Origin of the sequence: uncultured Photobacterium sp. (assembly GCF_947502415.1) — a bacterium.
In the GTDB taxonomy this organism is placed as follows: Bacteria; Pseudomonadota; Gammaproteobacteria; order Enterobacterales; family Vibrionaceae; genus Photobacterium.
Genome location: NZ_CANMZV010000004.1, coordinates 100,050 through 124,437, shown reverse-complemented (window position 1 = coordinate 124,437; position 24,388 = coordinate 100,050). Strand labels below are relative to the sequence as shown.

The 24,388-nt window shown below is 42.4% G+C and carries 19 protein-coding genes; 9 read left to right on the top strand and 10 right to left on the bottom strand.

Annotated features, from left to right (window positions below; all coding sequences use genetic code 11):
* Window positions 1-78: 78 nt before the first annotated feature.
* The gene (locus tag Q0852_RS05965; RefSeq protein ID WP_299015267.1) at window positions 79-939 is read right to left on the bottom strand and encodes a hypothetical protein; all 861 of its coding nucleotides are present in this window, start codon (window positions 937-939) and stop codon (window positions 79-81) included.
* Between the two features lie 681 nt (window positions 940-1,620).
* On the opposite strand from Q0852_RS05965, the gene Q0852_RS05960 reads away from it, so the two are divergent.
* The 4 genes from Q0852_RS05960 (at window position 1,621) to Q0852_RS05945 (ending at window position 5,629) form a co-directional block, all read left to right on the top strand.
* Window positions 1,621-2,547: a porin gene (locus Q0852_RS05960; protein ID WP_299015262.1), complete on the top strand. Its 927-nt coding sequence runs from the start codon at window positions 1,621-1,623 to the stop codon at window positions 2,545-2,547.
* A gap of 123 nt (window positions 2,548-2,670) precedes the next feature.
* Window positions 2,671-3,819 carry an ABC transporter substrate-binding protein gene (locus tag Q0852_RS05955; RefSeq protein ID WP_299015259.1) on the top strand — a complete coding sequence of 383 codons (1,149 nt, stop codon included), beginning with the start codon at window positions 2,671-2,673 and terminating at the stop codon, window positions 3,817-3,819.
* 11 nt (window positions 3,820-3,830) lie between these two features.
* A complete protein-coding gene (locus Q0852_RS05950; protein ID WP_299015256.1) occupies window positions 3,831-4,868 on the top strand; it encodes an iron ABC transporter permease in 1,038 nt (345 codons plus the stop codon).
* Window positions 4,868-5,629 (top strand): ABC transporter ATP-binding protein, encoded by a 762-nt coding sequence (locus tag Q0852_RS05945; protein WP_299015253.1) that lies wholly within the window; start codon window positions 4,868-4,870, stop codon window positions 5,627-5,629. Before Q0852_RS05950 ends, Q0852_RS05945 begins: the two co-directional genes overlap by 1 nt.
* Before the next feature lie 248 nt (window positions 5,630-5,877).
* Here Q0852_RS05945 and Q0852_RS05940 read toward each other — a convergent pair whose 3' ends face one another.
* Together Q0852_RS05940 and Q0852_RS05935 are read right to left on the bottom strand one after the other, a co-directional pair.
* Window positions 5,878-6,543, bottom strand: coding sequence for a hypothetical protein (locus tag Q0852_RS05940; protein WP_299015250.1), 666 nt, complete (start codon window positions 6,541-6,543; stop codon window positions 5,878-5,880).
* A 374-nt stretch (window positions 6,544-6,917) separates the two neighbouring features.
* Complete coding sequence (locus Q0852_RS05935; RefSeq protein WP_299015247.1) at window positions 6,918-7,751, bottom strand: pyruvate, water dikinase regulatory protein; 834 nt, start codon at window positions 7,749-7,751, stop codon at window positions 6,918-6,920.
* A 221-nt stretch (window positions 7,752-7,972) separates the two neighbouring features.
* Here Q0852_RS05935 and ppsA point away from each other — a divergent pair, with 221 nt between their 5' ends.
* On the top strand, window positions 7,973-10,345 hold the full coding sequence (gene ppsA / locus Q0852_RS05930) for a phosphoenolpyruvate synthase (RefSeq protein ID WP_299015244.1): 2,373 nt from the start codon (window positions 7,973-7,975) through the stop codon (window positions 10,343-10,345).
* 172 nt (window positions 10,346-10,517) lie between these two features.
* Here ppsA and Q0852_RS05925 read toward each other — a convergent pair whose 3' ends face one another.
* Both Q0852_RS05925 and Q0852_RS05920 read right to left on the bottom strand, forming a co-directional pair.
* Window positions 10,518-10,895: a hypothetical protein gene (locus tag Q0852_RS05925; protein ID WP_299015241.1), complete on the bottom strand. Its 378-nt coding sequence runs from the start codon at window positions 10,893-10,895 to the stop codon at window positions 10,518-10,520.
* A gap of 35 nt (window positions 10,896-10,930) precedes the next feature.
* Window positions 10,931-11,239, bottom strand: coding sequence for a monooxygenase (locus Q0852_RS05920; protein ID WP_299015238.1), 309 nt, complete (start codon window positions 11,237-11,239; stop codon window positions 10,931-10,933).
* A gap of 177 nt (window positions 11,240-11,416) precedes the next feature.
* Here Q0852_RS05920 and Q0852_RS05915 point away from each other — a divergent pair, with 177 nt between their 5' ends.
* Window positions 11,417-12,334, top strand: a complete 918-nt coding sequence (locus Q0852_RS05915) for a LysR family transcriptional regulator (protein ID WP_299015235.1) — start codon at window positions 11,417-11,419, stop codon at window positions 12,332-12,334.
* A 107-nt stretch (window positions 12,335-12,441) separates the two neighbouring features.
* On the opposite strand, the gene Q0852_RS05910 is transcribed toward Q0852_RS05915, so the two are convergent.
* Both Q0852_RS05910 and Q0852_RS05905 read right to left on the bottom strand, forming a co-directional pair.
* Window positions 12,442-12,636 (bottom strand): hypothetical protein, encoded by a 195-nt coding sequence (locus Q0852_RS05910; protein WP_299015232.1) that lies wholly within the window; start codon window positions 12,634-12,636, stop codon window positions 12,442-12,444.
* A 915-nt stretch (window positions 12,637-13,551) separates the two neighbouring features.
* Complete coding sequence (locus Q0852_RS05905; protein ID WP_299015229.1) at window positions 13,552-14,847, bottom strand: outer membrane protein transport protein; 1,296 nt, start codon at window positions 14,845-14,847, stop codon at window positions 13,552-13,554.
* A gap of 691 nt (window positions 14,848-15,538) precedes the next feature.
* On the opposite strand from Q0852_RS05905, the gene Q0852_RS05900 reads away from it, so the two are divergent.
* The gene (locus tag Q0852_RS05900; protein ID WP_299015226.1) at window positions 15,539-17,338 is read left to right on the top strand and encodes a carboxylesterase family protein; all 1,800 of its coding nucleotides are present in this window, start codon (window positions 15,539-15,541) and stop codon (window positions 17,336-17,338) included.
* A gap of 109 nt (window positions 17,339-17,447) precedes the next feature.
* On the opposite strand, the gene Q0852_RS05895 is transcribed toward Q0852_RS05900, so the two are convergent.
* Entirely contained in the window at window positions 17,448-18,887 is a 1,440-nt protein-coding gene (locus tag Q0852_RS05895) for a glyceraldehyde-3-phosphate dehydrogenase (RefSeq protein ID WP_299015223.1), read from the bottom strand.
* Between the two features lie 400 nt (window positions 18,888-19,287).
* On the opposite strand from Q0852_RS05895, the gene Q0852_RS05890 reads away from it, so the two are divergent.
* Both Q0852_RS05890 and Q0852_RS05885 read left to right on the top strand, forming a co-directional pair.
* Entirely contained in the window at window positions 19,288-19,710 is a 423-nt protein-coding gene (locus Q0852_RS05890; protein WP_299015221.1) for a hypothetical protein, read from the top strand.
* On the top strand, window positions 19,707-20,969 hold the full coding sequence (locus tag Q0852_RS05885; RefSeq protein ID WP_299015218.1) for an Imm49 family immunity protein: 1,263 nt from the start codon (window positions 19,707-19,709) through the stop codon (window positions 20,967-20,969). Before Q0852_RS05890 ends, Q0852_RS05885 begins: the two co-directional genes overlap by 4 nt.
* 280 nt (window positions 20,970-21,249) lie before the next feature.
* Here the strand turns inward: Q0852_RS05885 and Q0852_RS05880 are convergent, their stop codons facing one another.
* Window positions 21,250-22,344 (bottom strand): anhydro-N-acetylmuramic acid kinase, encoded by a 1,095-nt coding sequence (locus Q0852_RS05880; RefSeq protein WP_299015215.1) that lies wholly within the window; start codon window positions 22,342-22,344, stop codon window positions 21,250-21,252.
* 140 nt (window positions 22,345-22,484) lie between these two features.
* Entirely contained in the window at window positions 22,485-24,356 is a 1,872-nt protein-coding gene (gene malZ / locus Q0852_RS05875) for a maltodextrin glucosidase (RefSeq protein WP_299015213.1), read from the bottom strand.
* Window positions 24,357-24,388 lie beyond the last annotated feature (32 nt).

Here is a 24,388-nt window from a genome sequence, read left to right as displayed (position 1 = left end):
TAAATGAAAACCCCGGCATTTAGATTAATGCCGGGTTTTTTTGCTATTTGTGATATGGAATTTTGGCAGTTCGAGGCGTTAGGTTTTACTCGAGTATACGCCAAGAACAGAACGATTTTCATCGTCTGCTACTTTTTGTCGTAGTTCACGCGCGTAATCTCTTACCATACGAGCATTATCCGCTTCTTTCATATCCCCGCATGCTTCACCTTGGTACAAAATATCTGGGCTCGAGTAAATAGGAAGAATATCGTATTCATAACTCATTACAGTTCCTTTACCAGCGCAATTATAGCCACGCGCGTAGGGCTTGAGCATGTGTTGATTTTCTGCCGATGTGTACTTTTTAAGTCGTTTTTCTAAATTAGAAAACCATGAACTATCAAGATGCTGCGCCCAGGCAAGGTGACCCAGCTCATGCTCGACAGTGTACTCATCGGCATCATCAGATATGATGAAGAAACGATCATTTGCGTCGACATCAGCTTCACCACAAAATTCATCATCAAAGTAGCTGTCGTTTTTACCCAGCATAACAGCATAAAAATGGTTTGGTTTCGTGTGAATTTGTTGAATTAATGGCTGACCAACTATTCTTTTCAGAATGCTGTCTATTTGATTAATACTGGTAAGAGTGTATTGGCTAAAATCAACGCCTTTAATATTGCCTAACTGTCTGCGCATTGGGATACAAGAGTTAGCTAATATTCTATTACTTTGTTTTATCGCGGCGTTTAGCTGATTTTCAACATCTGTTATAGAACGATTTTTGATGGCATCTTGTGAGATGAAGAAGTGTACAGTGGTTGTGACAAGTGGTTCATCGACACATTGAGGGAGTTCCATTCCTTTTTGCTCAATTGTATAGAATAGCGGAGTAAAGGTTAATGAAATACAAACAATGATAATTAAAGTTGGGATATTAAATTTGAAATTCATATGTTTAATGTAATTAATGAGCCTGATTGCATAATAAGATTATCTAACCAATTGTCAAAAATAATTTTGACATGATGTTGCTTATCACTTCTTTAATATACTCATCGTTTATTGGAGAACGTAAAATTTAATTAGACAAAATACCGAAGATAATAATCCAATGCCTAATTGACTTGCTTATTAATACTTCTGTATTTAGATCGTCACCTGTCATTCATGTATATTTATAATATAGCAAGATAACGCTTAGCAATAATGCAAGATAAACATATTTCATTATTATTATCTGCACTCACAGCTAGTCCAATACCTTGAGATAGGGTGGGAAAGATCATATTTATATAGTCACCTCAAAGATTTCACCATTTATTTCTTGAACTAATAGTGATGAGCATGGACGTAATTTTTTGGCAAGTTGATCCCCTTCTCCTCATCATTTATCAACTGTTGAAATGCCTCTTATCATCAATTTTCCGAAAAGGCAAATATTTTGTGGGTTAATATATGAAAGCTTGAACACGGTTCGCCTTCTTTGCAATGTAATTGATTAATTTGCAAATCAATCAATAAAAAAGCTTGCTGGGTCACAGTTAAGTGATTATTGTTCTCATTCCCATTTGGTATGCATACATAAGACCGGCTTGCTGGCTGGGTATGTAATAATATAGAGGTTTGGTAAAAATGAATAATAAGCACCTTATTTGTGGGGTTTTGTGTCTAGGCGGAATCGCAGGTGTTGCTAATGCTGCGGATGCTGTAACCGTAGAATACCCTAGCGTAAAAATTGGAGGACGAATTGAGGCTCGCGCAGAAAATAGAGACAGCGAGATACAAGATTTGAGTCGTGCGCGTGTGAATATTGCAGGAGAAAGCAAAATCACCGACACAATTAGTGGAATAGCTTTCTTTGAGGAAGAATTTAAAAAGGACTTAAATAAAACCAGATACCTTTACGCTGGTGTAAAAGCAGAAGTAGGCGACGGTGAAGCGTTGCTAGTCTATGGAAAGACTAAAGGTTCTATGGGCGTAGTTACTGACTTTACCGATATCCAAGCATTCTATGGAGCTGTAGCCTCAGATAAGTTCAAAGTAGGTAAACGCGTAGCTAATAGCATAGCCGCTACTTACTCAAACACTACTGGTACATTATTTTGCGCAAACTATGCTAGCGCAGAGGGTACAGAAAGCGGTGCTTTTGACGGTGGTTACTCTGTAGGTTTATCACAGAAAATCGGTGATACAGGACTATCAGCGGGTATTGGTTACGCTAAGCAATCTGCAGTACAGAAAAAGGACTCGACACAGTTTGATGTGGCTCTAGGCTATCAAGTTGACAAGGTTTATGTAGGCGCTCTCTATAGCGAGCAGACAGTCAAAGGTAAGAAAGCCCAAGGTTATGACATTGCTACCTCTTACAAGATTGATAGTACATACAAAGCTACTTTAGGCTTTGGTGAGCTGCATTTCGAAGACGGCGATTCCACTCGCGCTGTTAATGCAGATATTACCGCTAAATTGACGAAACAATTTAGAACATACGTGGCAGTTAATTTCGATACTGTGAATAACGAAATGCAAGAAGCCGTCGGCATACGTTTTGATTTTTAATTAATCTTGAGAAGAAAATAACCATGTCGGGAAACCTGCATAGGTTTACTTTTCTATTTAAATACCACTCCATAATAACCGTTATCGCTATTATTACGGAAATTATTTTACAAGGTGTCTTGTGTGAATAAAACGCTTAAATTACTTACTCTTTCTATCGGTACATTATTATCATGTTCAACGTTGGCTGCTCAATATCCGGTGACAGTGACCGATGTCGCTGGGCGGATGGTAACTTTTGACCATCAGCCGCAAAATATTGCTTTGTCAACAAGTCGTGTATTTCCTTTACTCGAGATCATTTATCAGCAAGATGCAGCAAAACACCTTGTTGCTGCGCGTGATGATATGCGTTTTTCTGCACCAAGCATGTACGCGAGCTATGTTGAAAAATACCCATCACTAAAAGATGTTCCTGTAATTGGTAAAATTAAGTCAGGGGAGTTTGATGCAGAACGTTTTATCAACCTCAAACCAAAACCTGATTTGTTTGTGGTTGATCTATCAAATATCAAGCTAGCTCAGGATAAAGGTCTTATCAAAAAGCTGGATGATGCCGGAATCAAAGTCCTTGCAATTGATTTTCGTGAAGATCCGTTCAATCACACTCTACAGTCTGTTGAAGCTTTGGCTAAAGCCGTTGACCGCGAAGAACAAGGAAAAGCTTTTGCCGATTACTATCGTCAGCATGTAAAAATGCTAGAAACGACATTGGCGAAACATCCTGAAGCTGCTCATAAGCGTGTATTTATCGAACGTGCCGCCGGTTATTCAGATTCATGCTGCAAAACTTTTGCGACAGGTAACATGGGGGCATATATCCCATTTTTAAATGCAACGAATATTGCAGACAAACCATTAAAAGGTGCTTCTAGTGGAACCATGTCGCCAGAAACAGTAATAACATCACAGCCAGATGTATACATCATGCAGACCACTGGCTGGGTTGATAAAAGTGGCAATGTAATGAATGGTATTCCGCTAGGGTATTCGCCAAATAAAGCGGCAATCAAAAAAGCGACTGAAGGGCTAATGGGGCGTAAATGGCTGAAGGCAGTAAAAGGCTATCAAACTAAAAATGTCTATTCGATCTACATGCCGTTTTATAACTCACCTTACAACTTGGTAGCGATGGAATACTTTGCTAAATGGATTCACCCTGATTTATTTAGCTCACTTGACCCTGAAAAAACATTTGAAGAAATGAATCAGAAATTTGGTAATCGCAAACTTAGTGGTCAATTTGGTCAGAATAATTTTGAGGCTATGTAATAGTGAATACGATGACCCTGGAGCTAAATGCTCACAAGGCTCGTAATCGTAAAAAGAAGGTAGCACTTGCTGCCTTCTTTATTATGAGCATCTTCTGTTTAATTGCAGATATTATTATTGGCTCCCAAGGGCTTAATTTCTCACAAGTAGTGCAGGCTATTTTTAATCCAGAAAATAGTAATATCTCGAGCCGAATAATTGTTTGGGATATTCGAATGCCAATGTCCTTAATGGCACCGTTTATAGGTGGAGCATTAGCATTAGCTGGCGCTCAAATGCAAACAACCCTTAATAATCCATTGGCAGATCCTTACACATTTGGTATATCTGCTGCTGCAGGGTTCGGAGCATCCTTGGTAATCACCAACATTATTGCGGTTCCTTTCATACCAGCGGAATATCAAATTGCATTTATGGCATTTGTGATGTGTTTGCTTACGACGTTTATGATCGCCGGTATTTCATCGGTAAAACGAATTTCAATTGAAGGAGTGATGTTATTCGGTATCGCTGTCATGTTTGCCTACGATAGTCTGTTGACCATGATGCAATTTGTTGCCAGCGAAACTCAATTACAAACCTTAGTCTTTTGGCAAATGGGTTCGCTTGATCGCGGTAGCTGGGAAAAAATCACGGTACTGGCGACTGTTCTACCTATTGTTCTGGCCATTATGATGAAAGATGCCTGGAAGCTATCTACGCTGAAAATTGGTGAAGGACGCGCAGAATCAATGGGTATTAATGTTAAACGCTTACGCATTAAAACATTACTGCTTGTGTCAGTCATCACTTCACTGTCAGTATCATTTGTCGGAGCGGTTGGTTTTGTTGGCTTAGTTGCACCGCATATTGCGCGAATGATCCTAGGAGAAGACCAACGCTTCTTCCTTCCGGCGTCGGTTTTAGTAGGGTCTGTATTGCTAGAGCTTGCTTCAATCGCCAGTAAAGCGATTATGCCGGGTATAATTTTGCCTCTGACTGTAGTGATGTCAATCGTCGGTATACCGTTCTTTATTTTCCTAATTATTAAAAAAGGAGGTCGCTTCTAATGGGCCTTGAAATTAAGAATATTTCAGTGACATTCGGTAATAAACGAGTCCTAAACCAGCTTTCTATTCCAGAGATAGCTGATGGGGAAATGGTATCGCTAATTGGCAAAAACGGTGCCGGTAAATCAACGTTATTGCGGCAAATGACCAAACTGCTCCGGCTTAACCCTGAGCATATTCGCTATCAAGGTATTCCTTTAAAACTCGAGGATATCGGCTATTTACCTCAAGACCACCGAATTTCAGCCAGTATTACCGTGCTAGAGCTTTTAATTACAACGTTAAACATAAGTTCGAGCTCACTATTTACTAAAGCAAACAGTGCTAAACAAAGTTTAGCTTTGTTAGAAGAGATAGGGATCCTGCATCTTGCCAACAAAGTTTGTACTGAGCTATCTGGCGGTGAAAGCCAGATGGTCGGTTTGGCGCACGCGGTAATCAACAAACCTAAAGTATTAATTCTGGATGAGCCAACATCGGCGCTTGATATGCAGAACCAGCTAAAGCTGCTGGAGTACGTTAGGTACTATGCGAAACGTGAGCAAGCCTGTGTACTGATGGTCATCCACGACTTAAATCTGGCTATTCAATATTCAAACAAAGTGGCAGCCTTGCACAATGGTGAGCTATTCGCCTACGGAGAACCACTAACAATGATCACCCCACAGTTAATCTGGGATTTGTTTAACGTTAATTCAAAAGTGGTTTTGGTTGATGAATGCCCAATCGTCGTAGTTAAGTCGCAAGCTTACGACAGTTGAAAGAAAGCCCCGGCATTAAAGTTAATGCCGGGGCTTTTTGCCACCGCTGCCTACGAATTCGTTGCGTTTGTTTTTTTGAGCTCTTTCCCCATCGCCCGCACAGAGTACTAAAGCACATTGAGCTCGTTATTTAACGCATCTGTTGTTTGATGTAGGCATTCCTTGCGATTTCAAAACAGTGTTTCCACTGTAATAGCGCACTGAGTCATTTTTTTTGTTGTTATTATCCCCAAGTTATTTTTTTATTGTTATTTTTCTTCTGCTGCTACCAAAAGGTCTTCCCCGTTGGTGATCAGTAAGTACGACTTCCCTGCGTCCAAATCACATAGGCTGATAGCCTCTGCGCCAAAAAACAGTTCCCCGCTGCAATTTTCCATTGTCATATAGGTACTTAATTGGCCTTTTTTCACCTCCATTGTAGAGACCATGCTCGATACGATTTGTACTCGTGTGTCCTGATGACTAAAAACACGAATACGATAATGGTTAGCTAGGTTTGATGATTGCTGAGTTGTGGTTGAAAGCATCAGCTTATCATTATCTGTCCAGGCAATTGCCCAGGCCTTCTCTGAACTATTTAGTGTTAATTGAGTTATATCACTGGTTTGTGATTGGGTATTTGTGTCACGTGCGCCAACTTTAAGGCTTAATGGCGTCGGCGTATTCCAGCTAAACGATTTTTTATTAATTTCTTTGTTGCTGCAGGAGGTTGCTTTATTGCTTTCTTCGTAAAGTAACTCCTGATTATTAGCATCGGCAACAAAATAATCGATGGACTTACCTGCTGTATTGATAAAGTCGATGTCAACTTGACGAGCTGATGAATCTTGTGCTGTTCCCGTGTCTGATGAACTTCCTCCACCGCATGATGCAACACAAAGAGAAAACAAAACTGTAAGCGCTGACCTAATCATGTGACGAACCTTGTTTGTAATTATTTATGAAGCTCAAAGTAAGCATATTTCAAGAACTGGTGATTTTTTGACGAATCAGAGGGAGAAAATTGAGTATTTTATAAACATCTGAAATTTAGTGGTTATTTTGCTCTCAAGAATGAGAATTTGAGGTGAGATCTAAGTTGGAACGCTTTTTGTTAGCTCTTTTTATCCTATATGAGTCACAGAGCTAATTCAGAGAGATTGACCATTAGAATGGCGATCTGAACAGAGGGTGTAGGATCTGAGCTATCAGTAGTTATTTCTTTATTCAGGGCTCATACCAGAGCATAAATGAGCCCGTCTGTAAGGGTTAATTTTCAAGCATTAAAATGTCTAGATGATGATTGCTATCAGCACATGCGGCGTTTGAGTCCACTGATATCAAGCAGTCTGGTTGCTATTTCTTCTACCGATAAAGATGTCGTATTGAGATAAGGAATGGCCTCACGGCGGAACATCGCTTCTACTTTGTGAAGTTCGCTGTCGCACTGCTTCTCACTGGAGTAGTCACTGTTGGCATAGCGACCATTACGTATTTCGACCAGACGCTCAGTATCAATGGTGAGGCCATAGGTTTTATAGCGATAGGGCTCAATGGCCGAAGGCAGTTTCAGGTTCTTCATATCTTCGGCAATGAAAGGGTAGTTAACGGCGCGGATACCGAACTGCATTGCGAGATAGAGGCTGGTTGGCGTCTTGCCGCAGCGGGAAACACCCAGAAGGATAACGTCGGCTTGATCCAGGTTATTGAGTGAGATCCCATCGTCGTGGGCAAGCGTATATTCGACGGCAGCTATACGGTCGTTGTAACTGGCTGCATCGCGGTTGATACTGTGGGAGCGCTGAAGCATGGGTTTCGGCTCCATTTGCAGATCATGCTTGAGTGGTTCGACCAGGGCACTCAGTACGTCATAGAGGTTAGCCTGGCTTTGTTCGATAATTGCTTTGACTTCCGGGAGTACAATGGAATAGAAAACCAGAGGTTTGATACCGGTTTTTTCATATGTCTGGTTGATCTGTTTCTGGACGGCTAAAGCCCGCTCAACGGTCTCAATAAACGGGCGGGTATGCTGGCGGATCTCGACAGGGAATTGCCCTAAAACAGCATGGCCAAGTGTCTCAGAAGTAATCGCTGTTGCGTCAGAAACGTAAAACACATCACGAAAATTGGATTTGCGCTGCATAAAAAGTTGAATCCTTAAAAAATACCTGTAACGTAAGGCTCATTAATACTTATAACAATAACCTTACGGGGCATCTATGCTTTTGTTACATTTCCTAATGTAATGAAGAAATGCCTTAGCGAAAGCTTATTGTGACGCAGTATTTTTTTTACTGCTAGCGCAATCGTTTTCGTTGGGAGGTTGCCCACATAAACTGTTGAATCCAAGAAAGGAGAGTGGCCGTGCAACAGAACGTTGTTTGGTATGATGGCTTGTCAATGAGCGATGTTGACAAAGTCGGTGGAAAGAATGCGTCACTGGGTGAAATGGTTTCTAACCTGGCAAATGCAGGCGTGAAGGTCCCTAACGGGTATGCAACGACGTCTCATGCATTCAATCAGTTTCTTGAAGCAAACAGCCTGAATGATCGAATCCATGATCTGCTCGATGAGCTGGATGTCGATAATGTGAATGCGTTGCAGCAGGCCGGGGAAACTATCCGAAATTGGGTTTATGAAGCGCCGCTTCCGGCCGAACTGGAAAAGGATATCCGGGAATGCTATAGCCAACTGGCTGAAGGCGATGAGATGCTTTCTGTCGCTGTACGCTCCTCAGCTACGGCTGAAGATTTGCCTGATGCCTCGTTCGCCGGTCAGCAAGAGACTTTCCTTAATGTGCGCGGTATTGATGCAGTTATCGAAGCCGTAAAGCATGTTTTTGCATCTTTGTTCAATGATCGTGCGATTTCTTACCGTGTTCATCAGGGCTTTGACCACAGAGGCGTTGCACTATCTGCCGGGGTGCAGCGTATGGTGCGTTCTGACAAGGCATCTTCAGGCGTAATGTTTACGCTGGATACTGAGTCCGGTTTCGATCAGGTCGTGTTTATTACTTCATCGTGGGGACTGGGTGAGATGGTTGTCCAGGGGGCTGTTAACCCGGATGAATTTTATGTTCACAAACCAATGCTTCAGGCCGGCAACCCGGCGGTAGTGCGTCGGACTATCGGTTCGAAGCTGATTAAGATGGTGTATGCCGAGGGGCGGGAGTTAGGTACACAGGTCGAAGTGTTGGACACGACAGACCAGGAACGCAAGCAATTTTCTCTGATTGATGATGAAATTGAATCGTTGGCCAAACAGGCGATGATCATTGAGAAACATTATGGTCGCCCGATGGATATCGAATGGGCAAAAGACGGTGTTACCGGTGAGCTCTTTATCGTGCAGGCCCGCCCGGAAACGGTTCGATCACGAGATGATGCGCAAGTCATGGAGCGTTTCCATTTAAGTGATGCTGGTAAGACGCTGATTGAAGGACGGGCTATCGGACAGCGAATTGGTAGCGGAGTTGTTCGCGTTGTTAGTGATTTGAGCGAGATGGATCAGGTTCAGGCCGGCGACGTGCTGGTAGCCGATATGACGGACCCGGATTGGGAGCCTGTCATGAAAAAAGCGGCGGCGATTGTTACCAACCGTGGTGGCCGCACCTGCCATGCTGCGATTATTGCCCGTGAACTTGGGATCCCTGCGGTTGTTGGATGTGCTCATGCAACGGAATTGTTGACTACCGGCCAGCAAGTTACCGTCTCTTGTGCTCAGGGCGAGACAGGGTACATCTATGAAGGTGAGTTGGAGTTTGAGGTTCGTCGCTCTGCGGTTGACGATCTGCCGACATTGCCACTGAAAGTGATGATGAACGTAGGTAATCCAGATCGTGCCTTTGATTTTGCCTGCATCCCGAATGAGGGGGTAGGGCTGGCTCGATTAGAGTTCATTATCAACAAGATGATCGGCATCCACCCTAAAGCATTGCTTAATTATAGTGAGCAACCTGATGAGCTGAAAGTTGAAATTGATGCCCGAATTATCGGATATAAAGATCCGGTCGAATTCTACATTGAGAAATTGACTGAAGGTATCTCGACATTGGCCTCGGCATTCTGGCCGAAGCGGGTGATTGTCCGGATGTCGGATTTTAAATCGAATGAGTACCGAAACCTGGTTGGGGGTGTTAACTTCGAGCCAACGGAAGAGAACCCGATGCTTGGTTTCCGTGGTGCATCCCGTTATATCTCGCCACAGTTTCAGGATTGTTTTGCTTTAGAGTGTGAAGCAATTAAGCGGGTGCGAGAGCAAATGGGTCTTAAAAATGTTGAAATCATGATTCCGTTTGTGCGCACTGTCAGTGAAGCGGCTTCTGTTATCGACCTGTTGGCTAAATTTGACTTGCGCCGTGGTGAAAATGGTTTGAAAGTCATCATGATGTGTGAGCTACCATCAAATGCAGTACTGGCTGATGAATTCCTTAAGTATTTTGACGGTTTCTCTATTGGTTCGAATGATATGACTCAGCTGACATTAGGGCTAGACCGTGATTCGGGCGATATCGCCCATATGTTCGATGAGCGTAATGAAGCGGTCAAGGCAATGCTGGCAATGGCAATTAAGGCTGCTAACAAAGCGGGTAAGTATGTCGGGATTTGTGGTCAGGGGCCATCTGATCACGAAGATCTTGCCGACTGGCTGATGGAGCAGGGGATTGATTCTGTTTCTCTTAACCCGGATACGGTTGTTGAGACATGGCTGCACCTTGGTGAAAAATCAGGTAAGTAATTTTCTGAAGAATACTCCTTCGAGCTTAAGTGCCCGAAGTTAAAGGTCTGAAGTTACTGGTCTGAAAAATTAAAGCCTGCACCTATTATCAACGTAGGTGCGGGCTTTTATCTTCTTCATTGATTAGTCATAACTTGAGGTTAGTAACAACCTGATTCTGATGTAGGTTGAATTATTGCGTCTGCTTCTTTAACTGAATGAAGCTCAGAGCTGTCAGTAAAGCAAAAAATGCAGGGTCACTCCATCCAAAGCCAACAAAGATGCCTTTGAAACAAGCATACAAGGTGATAATCAGGCCAAGTATGTTGGTTATCATCAGCCCCTGAAAAAGCTTGGCGGATAATTCACTTCTCTCAATATTGCGGAACAGAAAGTTTAGTGCCGCAATACCACCCAGAAAGATGCTGTTATGCTGCGACAAGAAATAAGCGTATTGGTCGTTCACTTGAACGCCGTACATCGGCCACATCAGACTTGGAATAAAAAACAGTGCTACGGCAAATACGCTGTAGATTGCACCATGGACGACTAAAAATGTTCTGTTCTGCATATTGTTGTTCCTGCTAAATACTCTTCTGATGGCTGTTACTGGTAAACCGGGCCTTTATTAATCAAAGACAGGTTCTCGTTAAAATCAAACACCACGCCTCGGATATTTGTGATGCCCATTTTTTGCAAACGTTCGCTATGCATTTTCAGATAGGCCTGGGCAGTTTCTTCATTTTCAAAAAAATAGATGCCGCCACCAAGCAGTTCTTTTTCGCTTTCAGTCCAAATTTTCCAGATCATGCCAGGTTCATGATTAATAGATTCTGCCAGCTCTTTTAATTGCTCAGACATTTCTGTTCCAAATGGGCCCTGATAATTAAAATCTACCTGTAATAACTTGCGCATAATGAATTACTCCATTCATTGGTTCTATAGGTTACGATTTCGTTCGAGTGAGCTTTTTTCATCAGTAGGTAAACACTGCATCTGGCTCACTCTCTGCGGGATGTGCAATAATAATATCTGCAAAAAATGAACATAAAAGTTCAAAATTTCTATGCTAAGTGTGGAAAATATCAACCAATGAGACTAAGAACGACACTGGACCAATGGCTTACGTTACAAGAAGTTGATCGTGCTGGAAGTATTCAGGCGGCTGCAACCAGAATGAACAAGAGCCATACAACACTGATCTATGCCATCAAGAAATTGGAGGAGCAGTTAGGTGTAACCTTGGTAGAAATTAAGGGGCGCAGAGCCGTTTTGACGGATGATGGGCAGGCATTGCTTCGTCGTGCCAGTTCGATGTTAGAGCAAGCGCAGGAGCTTGAAATACTCAGTGCTCAGTTATCAAAAGGGATTGAATCTGAGATAACGGTATCAATTGACCATCTGTGTGATAGAGAGTGGGTTTATCAACCTTTATCCAAGTTCTTCACAATCAATAAAAGTACATCAGTACAGGTTGTTGAGACCTCTCTGTCAGGCACCACCGATGCCGTTTTATCTGAAAAATCTGACATTGCGATAATTAATTTTCCAATCACCAACTACCCGGTTGAAGCTTTTGGTGTTGTTACTATGGTGCCGGTGGTAGCAAAACATCATCCGTTGGCAGAAAAAACGAATATGTGTCTAGGCGACCTGATAACAGAAACACAAATTGTAATACGTGATTTGGGTACGCATAACACCGAGGATGAGTCGAATGCTGGCTGGTTGAAATCTCAGCAGCGCTTAACCGTCGATAATTTTGACCATGCCTTACGCGCGGTCACAGAAGGTTTGGGATTTTGTCGCCTTCCAGATCATATGCTTGATGCAATGGATAGTAAGGGTCTGGTTCGGTTATCTATTGAAGGTGCAAACCGCTATCAGGTTCCGGTTCATATAACTTTGCCGAAAGGTCTGAAGACAGGACCTGCTGCAAGAAAACTATATGAGTTGTTAGTTGATGATGCGAATTGGCGACTTGCTAATAGCGGTATAGAAGAGAATTAGACACTAGTAACAACTACCTTTAAAAACGCTGGGGCATTAACCACGGCTTCTCTGAGAACAAAAATGTAGGCTTAATAAGCCTCAAGAAAGCTTGAGGCTTATACTATTTATTTGTTTTTTATATTGTTTAATATTGACGTAACACTATCAAAATTGTTTTTGATTTCGTCGTATTGACTGTCACTTAGAGTAGCCCTGCCTTGTTTTGCACAATCAGTTGCAATATAGAGTGAAAACTCAAGGTCATCTTTTGCTCTTTCAAGTTGACGACAAATTTCATTTCTAGGATCTCGTGCGATCATAATACTCTCCATATTTACCCATGGTGGGTATCAAGAGTATAGACGTTAACTAAATGAGACGGGTTTCTATCTTTTGAGATTTCTTAATGGCACTAATTTATTGATTTATAAAAAATAACTTCATTTCATTATTTGTAATGAGGATATTGCCTTTTGGATTAAATTCAATGATCGCTAATCGTATCAAGCGTACAAAGCAAGAAAATACCAATCTAATGCGGTTCGCGTGTAAATAGAGGCTTTGTTGTAGGAAAGCAAATTTGGATGCTTTCACCACAAAAAGGAAGGAGGAAAGTTAGGGACTTGCTTCTCTCGGGCTGTTATATAAGAACACTTGTATAAAGGCATAAAAAACACCGTGGGAAGGTGTTTTTTAGGATGAGCGTGGTATTTGTTGGCTGTCGGATCTTGCTGTCATTGTTCATCTAATTGATCTAGCAAGAATTCCATTTTCTTTAGTATGAATCTCAGTAAGTCAGGGTTTATTTCTTCTCCATCAAGCCATCCTTGTATTATGTCTTTTGACTGGTTTAGCTCGAACTCAAGGCATTTATGTTCAAGATCGCTGATTTTCATTTATTCGTATCCGTTGAATATTTATAGAGTTATTATACTAATAATGAATATATGGAGTCCTCAACAGGTTGTTTTTCTATTGGTGTTTTTTGAGCTTGGTTCAACTTTTATCGAAATTTCAATGACTCTCATGGTTTTTGTGGTTCAAAGTATTCGACTTTTGGCCTTGTTGTTGAAAGTGTCAATAAGGGGGCTCCTTTATTTCGATGCTAATTGGTGGTTGTATTATTAGTTGAGTTTTGCCGCCAGGTGGAATGTGGCGGCAAATAAGAGAAAGTAGCTATATTGTTATTCACTGGCTATGGCCAGATAATTAAGGAGCACCTTATCTAAGGTGAATCAGAAAGTGCGGCTATATTGAAGGCCGACAAGGATGGCATCAGCCCTTGTTGTTGCACCTGAAATTGAAGGCGCAGGCAGATTATCGTTCAGTTGCTCATCGAAAGTGACGTTTTCACCCATCAGGTAAGTGAAACCAAAATCGATATTTTCTTTTTTGTTAAGCTGGTAGGTGAATCCGGTAGAGAACCAGTGACGGTTTGAATCTGGAATCGAAATAGATTTTAACTCATCCGTAGCTGAGATGTCGTACATATAACCAGCACGCAATGTCCAGTCATTATTGAGGAAATAAGTTCCCCCAATAGAGATATGTCCGGCATCCTTCCATTGATATTCTTTGTCTATCCCGGCTATGTGCAAAGTATCAAAGGCACTCCATTCAACCCATTGAAGACTATAATGGGCAGCAAATTTGTCTGTTAGTCGGTGATAGCCAGAAACCTCAGCGATATCCGGTAGCGGAAGATCCATTGAGTCAGCCTCATTGGTACCGGCTTTAACATCACCTTTGGCATTAACGGTCGGGCTGTAACGGTAACTTAGTCCGAAGCGATGGTTTTCATTGATTTCATAGACGATGCCGGCGTTCCAGCCCAGTGCAAATCCTGAAGCTTCGACATCGATGACATTCATTTGAATATCACGACATAATGCAGGTTTTCCGCCAATAGCCATACAGGCTTCAGTATCAAAATCACGTTTTAAATCACCCATACCATATATGAGATCGATACCGGCACCGAAACTTAGGTTTTGGCTGAGTCGGTATGAAAGGCTGGTACCTAAGTTCATGCTTTTCACGCTGGTTTTACCGCCAAAGATTGAGGCAGCAAAGTCATTATCAAATTCGGTTTCTGTACCAAAGTTCGAGTAGAGTGAGACTCCCCACGCCCATTGATCATTAAGTGGCACGATTAAATGCAGGTTAGGTACAAATGATGAACCGCCAATATCATCGGTGCCTGAAATATCATATTGATTAGTTTCTACAGCAAGTATTTCATTACCGTTGGTGATAATTCGGGGCTGGTTATAGGTTCCTTCTTTAATGCTAACGTCAGTTGAAATGACATTAAAGCCAAGTGAAACGCTATTTTCTTTGAAAAGAGCCATTGCAGCCGGGTTACGTGCTGCTACTGAAGCATTATCGGCAATAACGGCATCTCCCGCGAAAGCACGACCAAGTCCAGTAGCAGACTGACTGTTTAATTGAAAACCTGCGCCTTGTGTTGATGCAGAGGAAAATATAATAGCTGATATAACTGAACTGGGTAATAGACGCTTCTTGAACATAATTATTAACTTATTTTATTTGAACGTTATATAGATAAGGGTGATGGAATTTGTTTTATTTGAGTTTAGAGTTTTAATTAATCTGAACAAATCGGACCAGATATTTGAATAATAAAAGGTAAACAAAGGTTCTTAATATGTTTACTACGGGTTAACTTAATTGGTTTTAGTGATGTTTGTTTTTTTTTGGACGGGAAAGGTAATGAGTTGTAGATTATACTTTAAAAGTTTTAGGTTGAGTTTTCTAAACTGATTTCATTGAGGTTTAATGCTTTTTTTATTATTGTAATTTGATTGCGTGCAACTGATTTGTAGTGGTTGTTATTCTCGGTTTTTATATTGCCATCTTATATCTATTCATTATTCCATCTTATCTAATATCTTGAGTTTAGTGAGGTTGGTTGTGTTTTTTAATGAATTTGTTGGATGGTGTGTTTTTATGTAATATTTATTGTTTTTATTTGTAAACTCGTAAGATGTTTGCAGGATATGAATTTAATATTTTTATTTCATGGCTGCTTATAGTTTAAAACGTCCGACCAGAGAAAAGAATGTTTATTTTGATTCTGTTTTAATTATACTTTTCTTTGTTTTAGTAACTCTATACATAATCTCGAATAGTTAAACTAATTATAAGTTTAGATTGATTATTCTATTTATCTTCAACATGAAATGGATTTGATTGTTAGCAATGAAAAATAAAAAACAAAAAGTCATTGGGCTTATGATTGCTTTATCTTTAATTGGCTGTGGTGAAGATACGGCTACAAATTATGGAAAAGTAAATAAAGTGGAGTACGTTACAGTAACAGCTAAAAATGGTGAAACGTTGACAGGCCTGGTTGAAAGAGACGGTAATGTAGAATCGTTTAAAGGAATTCGATATGCGACCAGCCAGCGATTTGTTCATAGCGTTCTTAAGCCTCTTGATGGAAGCATTGATGCAACTAAGTTTGGGGCGATATGCCCACAGCTAGGTAAGACAAACAAAGAGCAGTCAGAAGATTGTTTGTACTTGAATATCTGGCGTCCAAGAGGTGTTGAGATTGGGGCGGATTTGCCTGTTTATGTTTTCATTCATGGTGGATCATTTGAAAGTGGGTCAGGCTCAACATTGGTCAATCAAGGGGATACGATTGTTGCTCAGGGAGCCGAAAGTGGAAACCCGTTTATTTCGGTTTCTTTAAATTATCGTTTAGGACTGTTAGGAAGCATGTGGACAGATGATCCTACAGGCGGTAATTATGGTATTGGAGATCAGAAAAGAGCGCTTGAATGGGTAAATCAGTATATCGCCAACTTTGGCGGTAATCCTGATGATGTGACGGTTTTCGGTGAAAGCGCCGGTGCGATGTCGATCGGTATCTTACAGCAAGAAACTCCAAAGAAAGAGGAGAGTGTAGCAGGCCAGTACTACCAGCGGGCAATCATGCAGAGTAACCCCTATGGCTTAGCCTATAAGAATTACGACTCAGCAGAAAAGTTGCAAGAAACATTAAGACAGTATGTTGCAGAAAGTCCTGAGTTTAATGGCAAGTCTCTCGAAGAACTTGATTTAGCACAGATCAAAAATGTGCAAAGTTATGCCAAGTCCGGACTTGTAATGGTAGATTCTCTGTTGAAGTCGGCTCCTGCTACATCTGGTATGCTACCGTTTGCCCCTTATATTGAACAAAAGGAAAATATATTGGGACAAGTTATTGTTGAGGGGTATCATCTTACCGAACAACCGATTAATACTCAGTTTTCGGTTCCTACTGTTGTTGGTTTTAACACGGATGAGGCAAATATTTTTACCTCTATGCTTGAAGCTCTACTCTTTGTAAATATTGAAGACAAAGATGGAAATTTCATTATTGATCATCCAGCAATTCCAGAGATTGCAAGAAACAATAATATGTACGACTTATCTGTTCGTGCTTTTTATGGGCTAAATGGAATAATTAAGGCAAACAAATTACTTGGAATGGACAGCTATGCGCCTGAAGATGACAGTACATTGGAAGGTTCGGGTAATAACGTTGCTAAATTTAGAATGCTTGCAAATGATATGTTGTTTACTTGTGCTGCTAGGAAAGTTGCACAAAATCAGGTGAATAACCATAACGGTTCCAACCCCACAGTAATGTATCATTTCAATTATACCCCAGGATTCAACTTTTGGCCGGTGAGCGCATCGCCATTGATGTCGTTGAGTTGCATGAATCAAGATGGTTCGGGCAAAGCCTGCCATGCTGCAGAACTGCCATTTGTCTTTAATAAGCCGGTCGATTACATTTCACAAAAGGTCTACCCAACGAAGAATGATCGGGAATTGATGAACTTAATGTCTCATAAATGGTTTAATTCTAAAACATTTGAGAATAAAGAGATGCTGCCAGGCTTAGATAATGCTGTGATGATTGACGGGCATGGATTCAGTAATATTAACGGTTGGGATACATCTGTGAATGCTGGCCGCTGCGAACTCGTAAAAGGCTTGTTGTTATAACCGCATTTTGCGATTTGAACGTTAAGTTTTAAAAATAAAAATGCCGCCTGGTGGAGCGCAGGCGGCAAATAGCAAGAGGGTAAATCGTTATTATTATTTGGGACTAGGATTACTTAGCTTCAGGGTATGTCTTGTAATGAACACCCATCATTTGTTCCATGCAGTGTATAACCTGGCAGCTATAGCCGAATTCATTGTCATACCAAATATACAATACACAACGCTTATCTTGTGCGATGGTTGCGGCACCATCGACAACACCGGCATGGCGCGAACCGACGATGTCGGTAGAAACAATTTCCGTGGATTGGGTGAAATCGATCTGGCCGGATAGCGGTGAGTTCAGGGCCATTTCTCGAAGGTAAGTATTTAGCTCTTCAGCATCCATCTCTGTATTGAGATTCAGGTTGGCAATTGCCATAGACACGTTCGGAGTCGGGACTCGGATGGCGTTACCTGTCAGTTTACCTGTTAGCTCAGGCAGAGCTTTAGCAACTGCTTTGGCTGCGCCTGTTGAGGTCAGTACCATGTTCAGAGCGGCAGAACGTCCACGACGTTCACCTTTATGGAAGTTATCTATCAGGTTCTGATCATTGGTAAATGAGTGAACAGTCTCGATATGACCTGATTGGATACCGTATTTGTCATTTACCGCTTTCAGAATCGGGGTAATGGCATTAGTGGTGCAGCTGGCTGCGGAGATGATTTGGTCATCATTTTGGATAACGGATTCGTTGACTCCGAATACCACATTTTTTATATCACCTTTGCCTGGTGCCGTTAATAGTACCTTTTCGGTGCCGGCACAGTTCAGGTGTTTGCTCAATCCTTCTGAATCTCGCCACATACCGGTATTGTCGACAATTAGCGCATTTTCTATATCGTAGATACTGTAATCCACTTCAGTCGGGCTATTGGCATAAATAACCTGGATATAGTTACCGTTAACGATAATGGCTTTACGTTCTTCATTAATGGTGATACTGCCATTGAACTGGCCGTGTACTGAATCTCTTCGAAGTAGGCTGGCTCGTTTTTCAAGATCGCCTTGTTTGCCGCCGCGAACAACAATCGCACGCAGGCGTAGCGGGTAACCTGGTCCACTTTTTTCAATAAGCAAGCGGGCAAGCAGGCGACCGATCCGGCCAAAACCATAGAGGACAACATCACGAGGTTCGACGGATTGAGTACTGCTGAGGGATTCACTCAGTGCGGTCTGTAAAAAATCGACTATGTTGCTCGTATCATTCTGATCTTTCCAGTATTTATGAGCCAGTTGACCGATGTCGATTTTACAAGGTGACAATTCGAGTTCAGTTAACGCCTGAATCAAAGGTAGTGTTTGGGCTGGCGAGAGTTCACAGCCTGTGTAGCGGCGAGCCACCCGGTGCGCCTTAATGATATCGATTACAGTGGCGGTAACAATTTGGCGACCGAACAGAAGAATTTCAACACCTTTCTGTCGGTATAGCTGGCCAAGAAGTGGTGAGATGGATTCTGCATTAGTTTGGCTTGTTTGCCAGTCTAGGAGGTATTTTTCCGGACTCATCTTTACTTAGGACCTTTCACGTTGGGGAAGAAAAACAGGACTGTATCCTGTGAACCGTTGTAGTTTTTATGGCAAGGAGTGTAACGTTTGCTTCGTTTTTGTCCTAGTAAAATTAATGACTTATATCTGTGATCTGGCTCTGGTTTAATCGGTGATCTTGCTCATGAATTTTATGCAAATAAATGTGTGTTCAAGTGGATTTCTAGCACTTAATTTTAACGGGTTATTAACTTTGAATGCGGGTGACTTGGGGCTGGTGGTTATAGTCACATTCTATGCTGATAATTTGTGACTTGTTGGGATAAAGAAACGCCAGCTATTGATTATGGGAACAGGCGTTTCAATCTCATAATCTTATAAGGCAAAGGAACAGCTTGGTGAAATATCCGCTGAAGGGTATATGAAAAAACAATATCCTGGTGCAACACGCTTAAAAAGTGATTACCCTGGTTTAAACATGAAAAATAACCAGTTTGATCAAGTCTGGCAGACTGCCGATGGTAAAATTATCATTGTTGAAGCGAAGGGGGGGAGCAGTACACTAGGCAGTCGCTTGAATGCTAATGGTGAACTTCGTGTGCAGCAAGGAACACCGGAGTACAAAGATAGTGTGATTAACACAATGGAACAATGGTATAAGAAGAATCGAAGTAATCCTGATAAAAATGGAATGCAACAGTTTAAAGATACACTGACGAAATTGAAAGATGAGTCTATTGAACTAGAGTATATAGTGGTTAAACAGCCTGTTAATCAGACAACAGGACAGGTCAGAGATAATATTATTGTCAGCAATTATGATATGAATAAAGGCAAAGCATGATGAAATTTGAACATCATATCTATGGCGTTCCATCGAAACCGATGGATTGGATGGAAGAAGATTATTTTGATGAACTTAAAATGTATCAGAAGAATACTCAAAAATTTTATGATGGTTTGATGCTGAACGTTAGTTATAAGCGATCGCATGAGTTGTTTGTTTATAGTTCTTTACTAAAAAAGTCTAATACTGAGATAATTCGCCATTTATATGACTACCTCCAAGCGCTGATGATGGATCTTCAGCCTTACATCCATAAAGGACGGGGTTATTCCGTCACATTTCATGGCAAAACGGTATTAAAAGAGGCTCAGCCATCACGTAAGTTGCACCTGTCACAATGGCTTCAAGCATTTTATGTAACGCTGATTTTACGGGACCCATTTGATCAACTAAAAGATCTGGTTGCAATTGATGACAGTGATTTTAGAGCGTGGGACGAAAATAATGAAAATGATATTCGTCGTGTATTGTATCGCCTATACCAAGGTTTCTTTGGCCACGGGAAAAAAGAGCTAACAACATTAATTGGCGATGTAATTGAGTTCTCTGCACCTGAGTTTGTGGGGGATGGTGAGGCGCAGGATTTTGTCAACTACCTGTATTTACCGCTTACGCAAATGCTGGTGTATGCCCATACCAAAGACAGAGCGGTGAAGTACCCAGAGAAATTGATGCACTCTTTAGAGTCTCACCGTCGTTATTATACCGAGATTTCGGGTGATCCGAATGACGTGTGTAACAAGTGGGGCTGGCTATCTTTGGGGATCACCGCATTTGCAGCCCATGCCTATGATGCGTTCGGTTTAGTGCCGGATGTTGATACGGAATATATGCCAATGTGGTTAGTAAAAGGGGAGTTTCCTTGTTATGAAGCGGCCTTCCCTGAGCTAATACATGCCCCTAAACCCCAGTATAAAGACTTTGAGTTTACCGCATCGCACATGGAGGAGGGGCTTGATTGGCGTCCGATTTGGTTGGCAACCATCAAATGGGCGAAGGCGGAACCTAATTTACCTATAGTCTGTGAGGTGATAGGTAAGAAAGTTGATTCCTTATCAGTAGATAAAACTTTGCAAGGTGAGGTATTTATCGATGTCTTGGGGAATGAGCCTCCGGTATTCAAGTTATATTCTATGGAACCTTGTTTGTTAGGGGAGCCTGAAAAGTGGTTGATTGATATGAAGCAGAAGTGGAAGGAGCATGTTTCTTCAATCCTGCCTGAAGCGGAAACTTCAGCCCACTTTATTGATGGTTAACTTTCTTTTATTTGTGAAATAGCCCGTTCTAACGGGCTATATTTCAATATTAGTCACTATTCTCCGTCTGGCAGAAGTGACGTTTTTCTCTCCTCTATCGGCAAACACTGTTGTTCTCTGTCACTTTCCCCCCCGGAACAATGATTGGGATCAGGCGAATCTTCAATCATTGCACTGTCTGTCAGCGTGCAAGTGGGTGAGGGTAAATGGTGTAATTCTCGTTAGGTCACTTTTTCAGTTCAGCTTTTTCATCATAAGATCAGCAATACGGCTAACCAGATTAAGGGTATATAGCTCCTAGGCTAGTGAGCTGGGATGCACCGGTTACCTCGGGCAGGTTACCCGGTAACTTGTGGAGGGTGCGATAGGCAAGCCATGCAAAGGCCATTGCCTCCATATTATCGATATCGACACCACGATCAGCCGTTGTCATTACTTGCCATTTCGGAAGCAGCTCTGTAAGACGATTCATGATTAGCCTGTTATGGGCTCCTCCGCCACAAACCAGTAGCTCTCCCGGTCTTTCCTTTTTGACGTCGTTACTGATTGTTACTGCGGTGAATTCAGCCAGTGTCCGCTGGACATCTTCTGGCGGTAGCGAGAACAGTGCTAAGTGCTCTTCTAGCCAAGGGAGATTAAAGAGTTCGCGGCCCGTACTTTTTGGGGGCTGTAGAGCAAAATAGGGATTGCTTATCAGGGTATTCAGGAGTTCGGTATTTAGCTTGCCGGATAAAGCCCACTCTCCATCGCTATCAAAACGCTTTCCTTGGTGTTTGTTAATCCAGGCATCCATCAACATATTACCCGGGCCTGTATCGAAGCCTGTAACAGGTTTTCCTGGGTCTAAAATCGTGATGTTGGCGATTCCGCCTATGTTGAGAATAACGCGGGTGAGGTCCGGCTGGCTAAATAGTTGCTGGTGGAAAGCGGGAACGAGTGGAGCACCTTGGCCGCCGAAGGCCATATCTTTGCGGCGAAAGTCGGCGATCGTAGTGATACCGGTTTTGGCCGAAATAATATTGGCATCACCGAGCTGCATGGTAAAAGCGTATTCGGTGTTAGGGGAGTGAAAAACTGTCTGTCCATGACTGCCGATTGCTTTTACTGTACTCGGGTCGATACCTGCCTTGTCGAGCAAAGCAAGGACTGCATCCGCAAAAAGGTGCCCTAAGCGATGGTCAAGTTCACCGATTGCCTGCAGGCTGGTCGGCTGACCGAGGCAGATATCAAGCAGGGAGCGTTTGAGGTTTTCCCCCATAGGGAAGGAATGGTCACAAAGTAATTCGATCTGGTTGCCGTCGATTTCGACTAATACTGTATCAACACCATCCATACTGGTGCCTGACATAATACCGATGTAACGTTCTGCACTCATAACTGCCTCCCACTTAAGTAATTTATTGATTTAATTTACAGGGCTGTAAGATGATCGGCAACGGGTAATCTATGAAGTCTTTGTTGTATGTCGGAAAAAGGAAAAACGGCTGGCACCAGGCCAGCCAGTTAGTGAGGTTATCAGGCTTTAGTAAGTAATCCGGTTTTAGTAAGTAGTAAGCCTTCTTTGCCTGCGAGCGTCATTGAAAGGGTTCCATCTTTTACTAGCCATTCATCATCGGTAAGGCGATCGCGAAGTGTTGCCTGTTCAATACCCAGTTGCCATAGCGGCACTTCAATTGGCTTGGCATTTAAGCTGTTGTTGATAAGGCATATATGGATTTCATCACCAAGTGTTCGGGCGAAAGCAAGTTGCTTGTGCTCGGCAACCAGCCATTGCAAGCTGCCTTCTTGTAAAGATTTAGCTTGTTTACGGATACCGATGAGTTTTTGGGCATAGTCAAAGGTTGGATGTGATGTGTGAGTTCGCTCCCAAGGGAAACAGCGGCGGTTATCTGGATCCTGGCCGCCTTCCAAAGCCACCTCTGTACCATAGTAAATACAGGGCGTACCTACATAGGCAAAGAGCAGGAGTAGCGCTAGCTGCATTGTCTGACTGTCATTTCCCAGCATTGTCAGGAAACGCATGGTGTCATGACTGTCGAGCTGGTTAAGTTGGGACAACTGGTTAAGCCACGGTATTTTGCTGCGTGCTTCGTTTAGCCAGTCGACTAACTCTTCGGCCTCTATCTGGCAACTATGGTAGGCGATATCTTTTTGGGCAAAGAAGGCGCGGATTGGGTGAGCAAAACCATAGTAATTCATTGCTCCGTCTTCCTGATCGCCCTGTAACCAGTTGCTGGCTTCGAAAAAGTGTTCTCCTAAAACGTAGCAGTCCGGGTTAACAGACCTGGCAGACTCTCGGAATTGACGAACATAGTGGGCATTATTATATGCGCCAGCTCCTTCCCCCAACATGTGGATGACATCAAAGCGCCAACCGTCAATATTGTAAGGAGGTCGAAGCCACTGCTTGATCACCGCCTCTTCACCTGCATAAATGTAGTCTTGGACTGCTGGGTTAGAGAAGTTCAGTTTTGGCAGGCTAGCAATACCTTTCCAGCCGATATAGTTATTGCTATGGCCGTCGAATTGGTAGTAGTCACGGTATTTTGATTGCGGATGATTATACGCGCCGGGTTCGTCATGGTTGCGCTGGTACATATCGAACCAAGAGTGATCAACCGAGGTGTGGTTGTACACCGCATCTAGCATGATCTTCATATCACGCTGATGAAGATCGGCAACCATATCAGCAAATTGCGCGTTGGTGCCTAAATGGGGATCGACTTGTAAATAATCGGTTGTGTCATATTTATGGTTACTTGGCGCGGAGAAAATCGGGTTAAGGTATAAAGCTGTTACTCCGAGAACTTGTAGGTAATCAAATTTGCTTTGAATGCCAGCAAGATCACCGCCATAGAATTCATTTGGGCGATTCTCGCCGTGGCTGGAAACAGGCTCGCCCCAGTTTTTGGCAATAGTCGGGCGTTCATCGCCTTTCAGGCAGTATTCATTCGTTTGGACGCTGATAGATGGATCACCGTTGGCGAACCGATCGGGAAAAATTTGATAAAAGATCTGCTTCTTAACCCAGGCAGGTGGCTGGGCCTGTCTGTTGTATTTGAAGTGAGATTCTTTGCCAGGAACTCGTGGGGAAATACCGTTGCTATGTAACCACCACTGGCGGCTGTTTTGCATCACTTTAAAACAGTAATGGGTGGTTGGTTTATCAGTATTAAGCGGGATATCGCCGTGCCAAAATTGAAGTCGGCCGCGAGTTTCACCGCGCTCCATATCCACCAGTATTTCTTCGTTATCAGGCTCGCAACGAACAAAGATGGCAGATATCAGGGTATCAGCTTCGCTGACAATGGTCAGTTTCATGCTGTCTTGGGTTGGTGTTGCCCAAAACGCATCTTGGCCATGATATAAGTAGGGCGCTTTCATCATAGTTATTAATAGCTAGTTATCTGTCATTGATA

Excerpts from the sequence above, each read along its gene's own strand:
- Q0852_RS05965 (WP_299015267.1), bottom strand. The coding sequence starts at position 939 with ATGAATTTCAAATTTAATATCCCAACTTTAATTATCATTGTTTGTATT.
- Q0852_RS05905 (WP_299015229.1), bottom strand. The coding sequence starts at position 14,847 with ATGTTCAAGAAGCGTCTATTACCCAGTTCAGTTATATCAGCTATTATA.
- Q0852_RS05940 (WP_299015250.1), bottom strand. The coding sequence starts at position 6,543 with ATGATTAGGTCAGCGCTTACAGTTTTGTTTTCTCTTTGTGTTGCATCA.
- Q0852_RS05950 (WP_299015256.1), top strand. The coding sequence starts at position 3,831 with ATGACCCTGGAGCTAAATGCTCACAAGGCTCGTAATCGTAAAAAGAAG.
- Q0852_RS05925 (WP_299015241.1), bottom strand. The coding sequence starts at position 10,895 with ATGCAGAACAGAACATTTTTAGTCGTCCATGGTGCAATCTACAGCGTA.
- Q0852_RS05915 (WP_299015235.1), top strand. The coding sequence starts at position 11,417 with ATGAGACTAAGAACGACACTGGACCAATGGCTTACGTTACAAGAAGTT.
- Q0852_RS05880 (WP_299015215.1), bottom strand. The coding sequence starts at position 22,344 with ATGAGTGCAGAACGTTACATCGGTATTATGTCAGGCACCAGTATGGAT.
- Q0852_RS05890 (WP_299015221.1), top strand. The coding sequence starts at position 19,288 with ATGAAAAAACAATATCCTGGTGCAACACGCTTAAAAAGTGATTACCCT.
- Q0852_RS05910 (WP_299015232.1), bottom strand. The coding sequence starts at position 12,636 with ATGATCGCACGAGATCCTAGAAATGAAATTTGTCGTCAACTTGAAAGA.
- malZ (WP_299015213.1), bottom strand. The coding sequence starts at position 24,356 with ATGATGAAAGCGCCCTACTTATATCATGGCCAAGATGCGTTTTGGGCA.
- Q0852_RS05885 (WP_299015218.1), top strand. The coding sequence starts at position 19,707 with ATGATGAAATTTGAACATCATATCTATGGCGTTCCATCGAAACCGATG.
- Q0852_RS05935 (WP_299015247.1), bottom strand. The coding sequence starts at position 7,751 with ATGCAGCGCAAATCCAATTTTCGTGATGTGTTTTACGTTTCTGACGCA.
- Q0852_RS05960 (WP_299015262.1), top strand. The coding sequence starts at position 1,621 with ATGAATAATAAGCACCTTATTTGTGGGGTTTTGTGTCTAGGCGGAATC.
- Q0852_RS05920 (WP_299015238.1), bottom strand. The coding sequence starts at position 11,239 with ATGCGCAAGTTATTACAGGTAGATTTTAATTATCAGGGCCCATTTGGA.
- Q0852_RS05945 (WP_299015253.1), top strand. The coding sequence starts at position 4,868 with ATGGGCCTTGAAATTAAGAATATTTCAGTGACATTCGGTAATAAACGA.
- Q0852_RS05900 (WP_299015226.1), top strand. The coding sequence starts at position 15,539 with ATGAAAAATAAAAAACAAAAAGTCATTGGGCTTATGATTGCTTTATCT.
- Q0852_RS05895 (WP_299015223.1), bottom strand. The coding sequence starts at position 18,887 with ATGAGTCCGGAAAAATACCTCCTAGACTGGCAAACAAGCCAAACTAAT.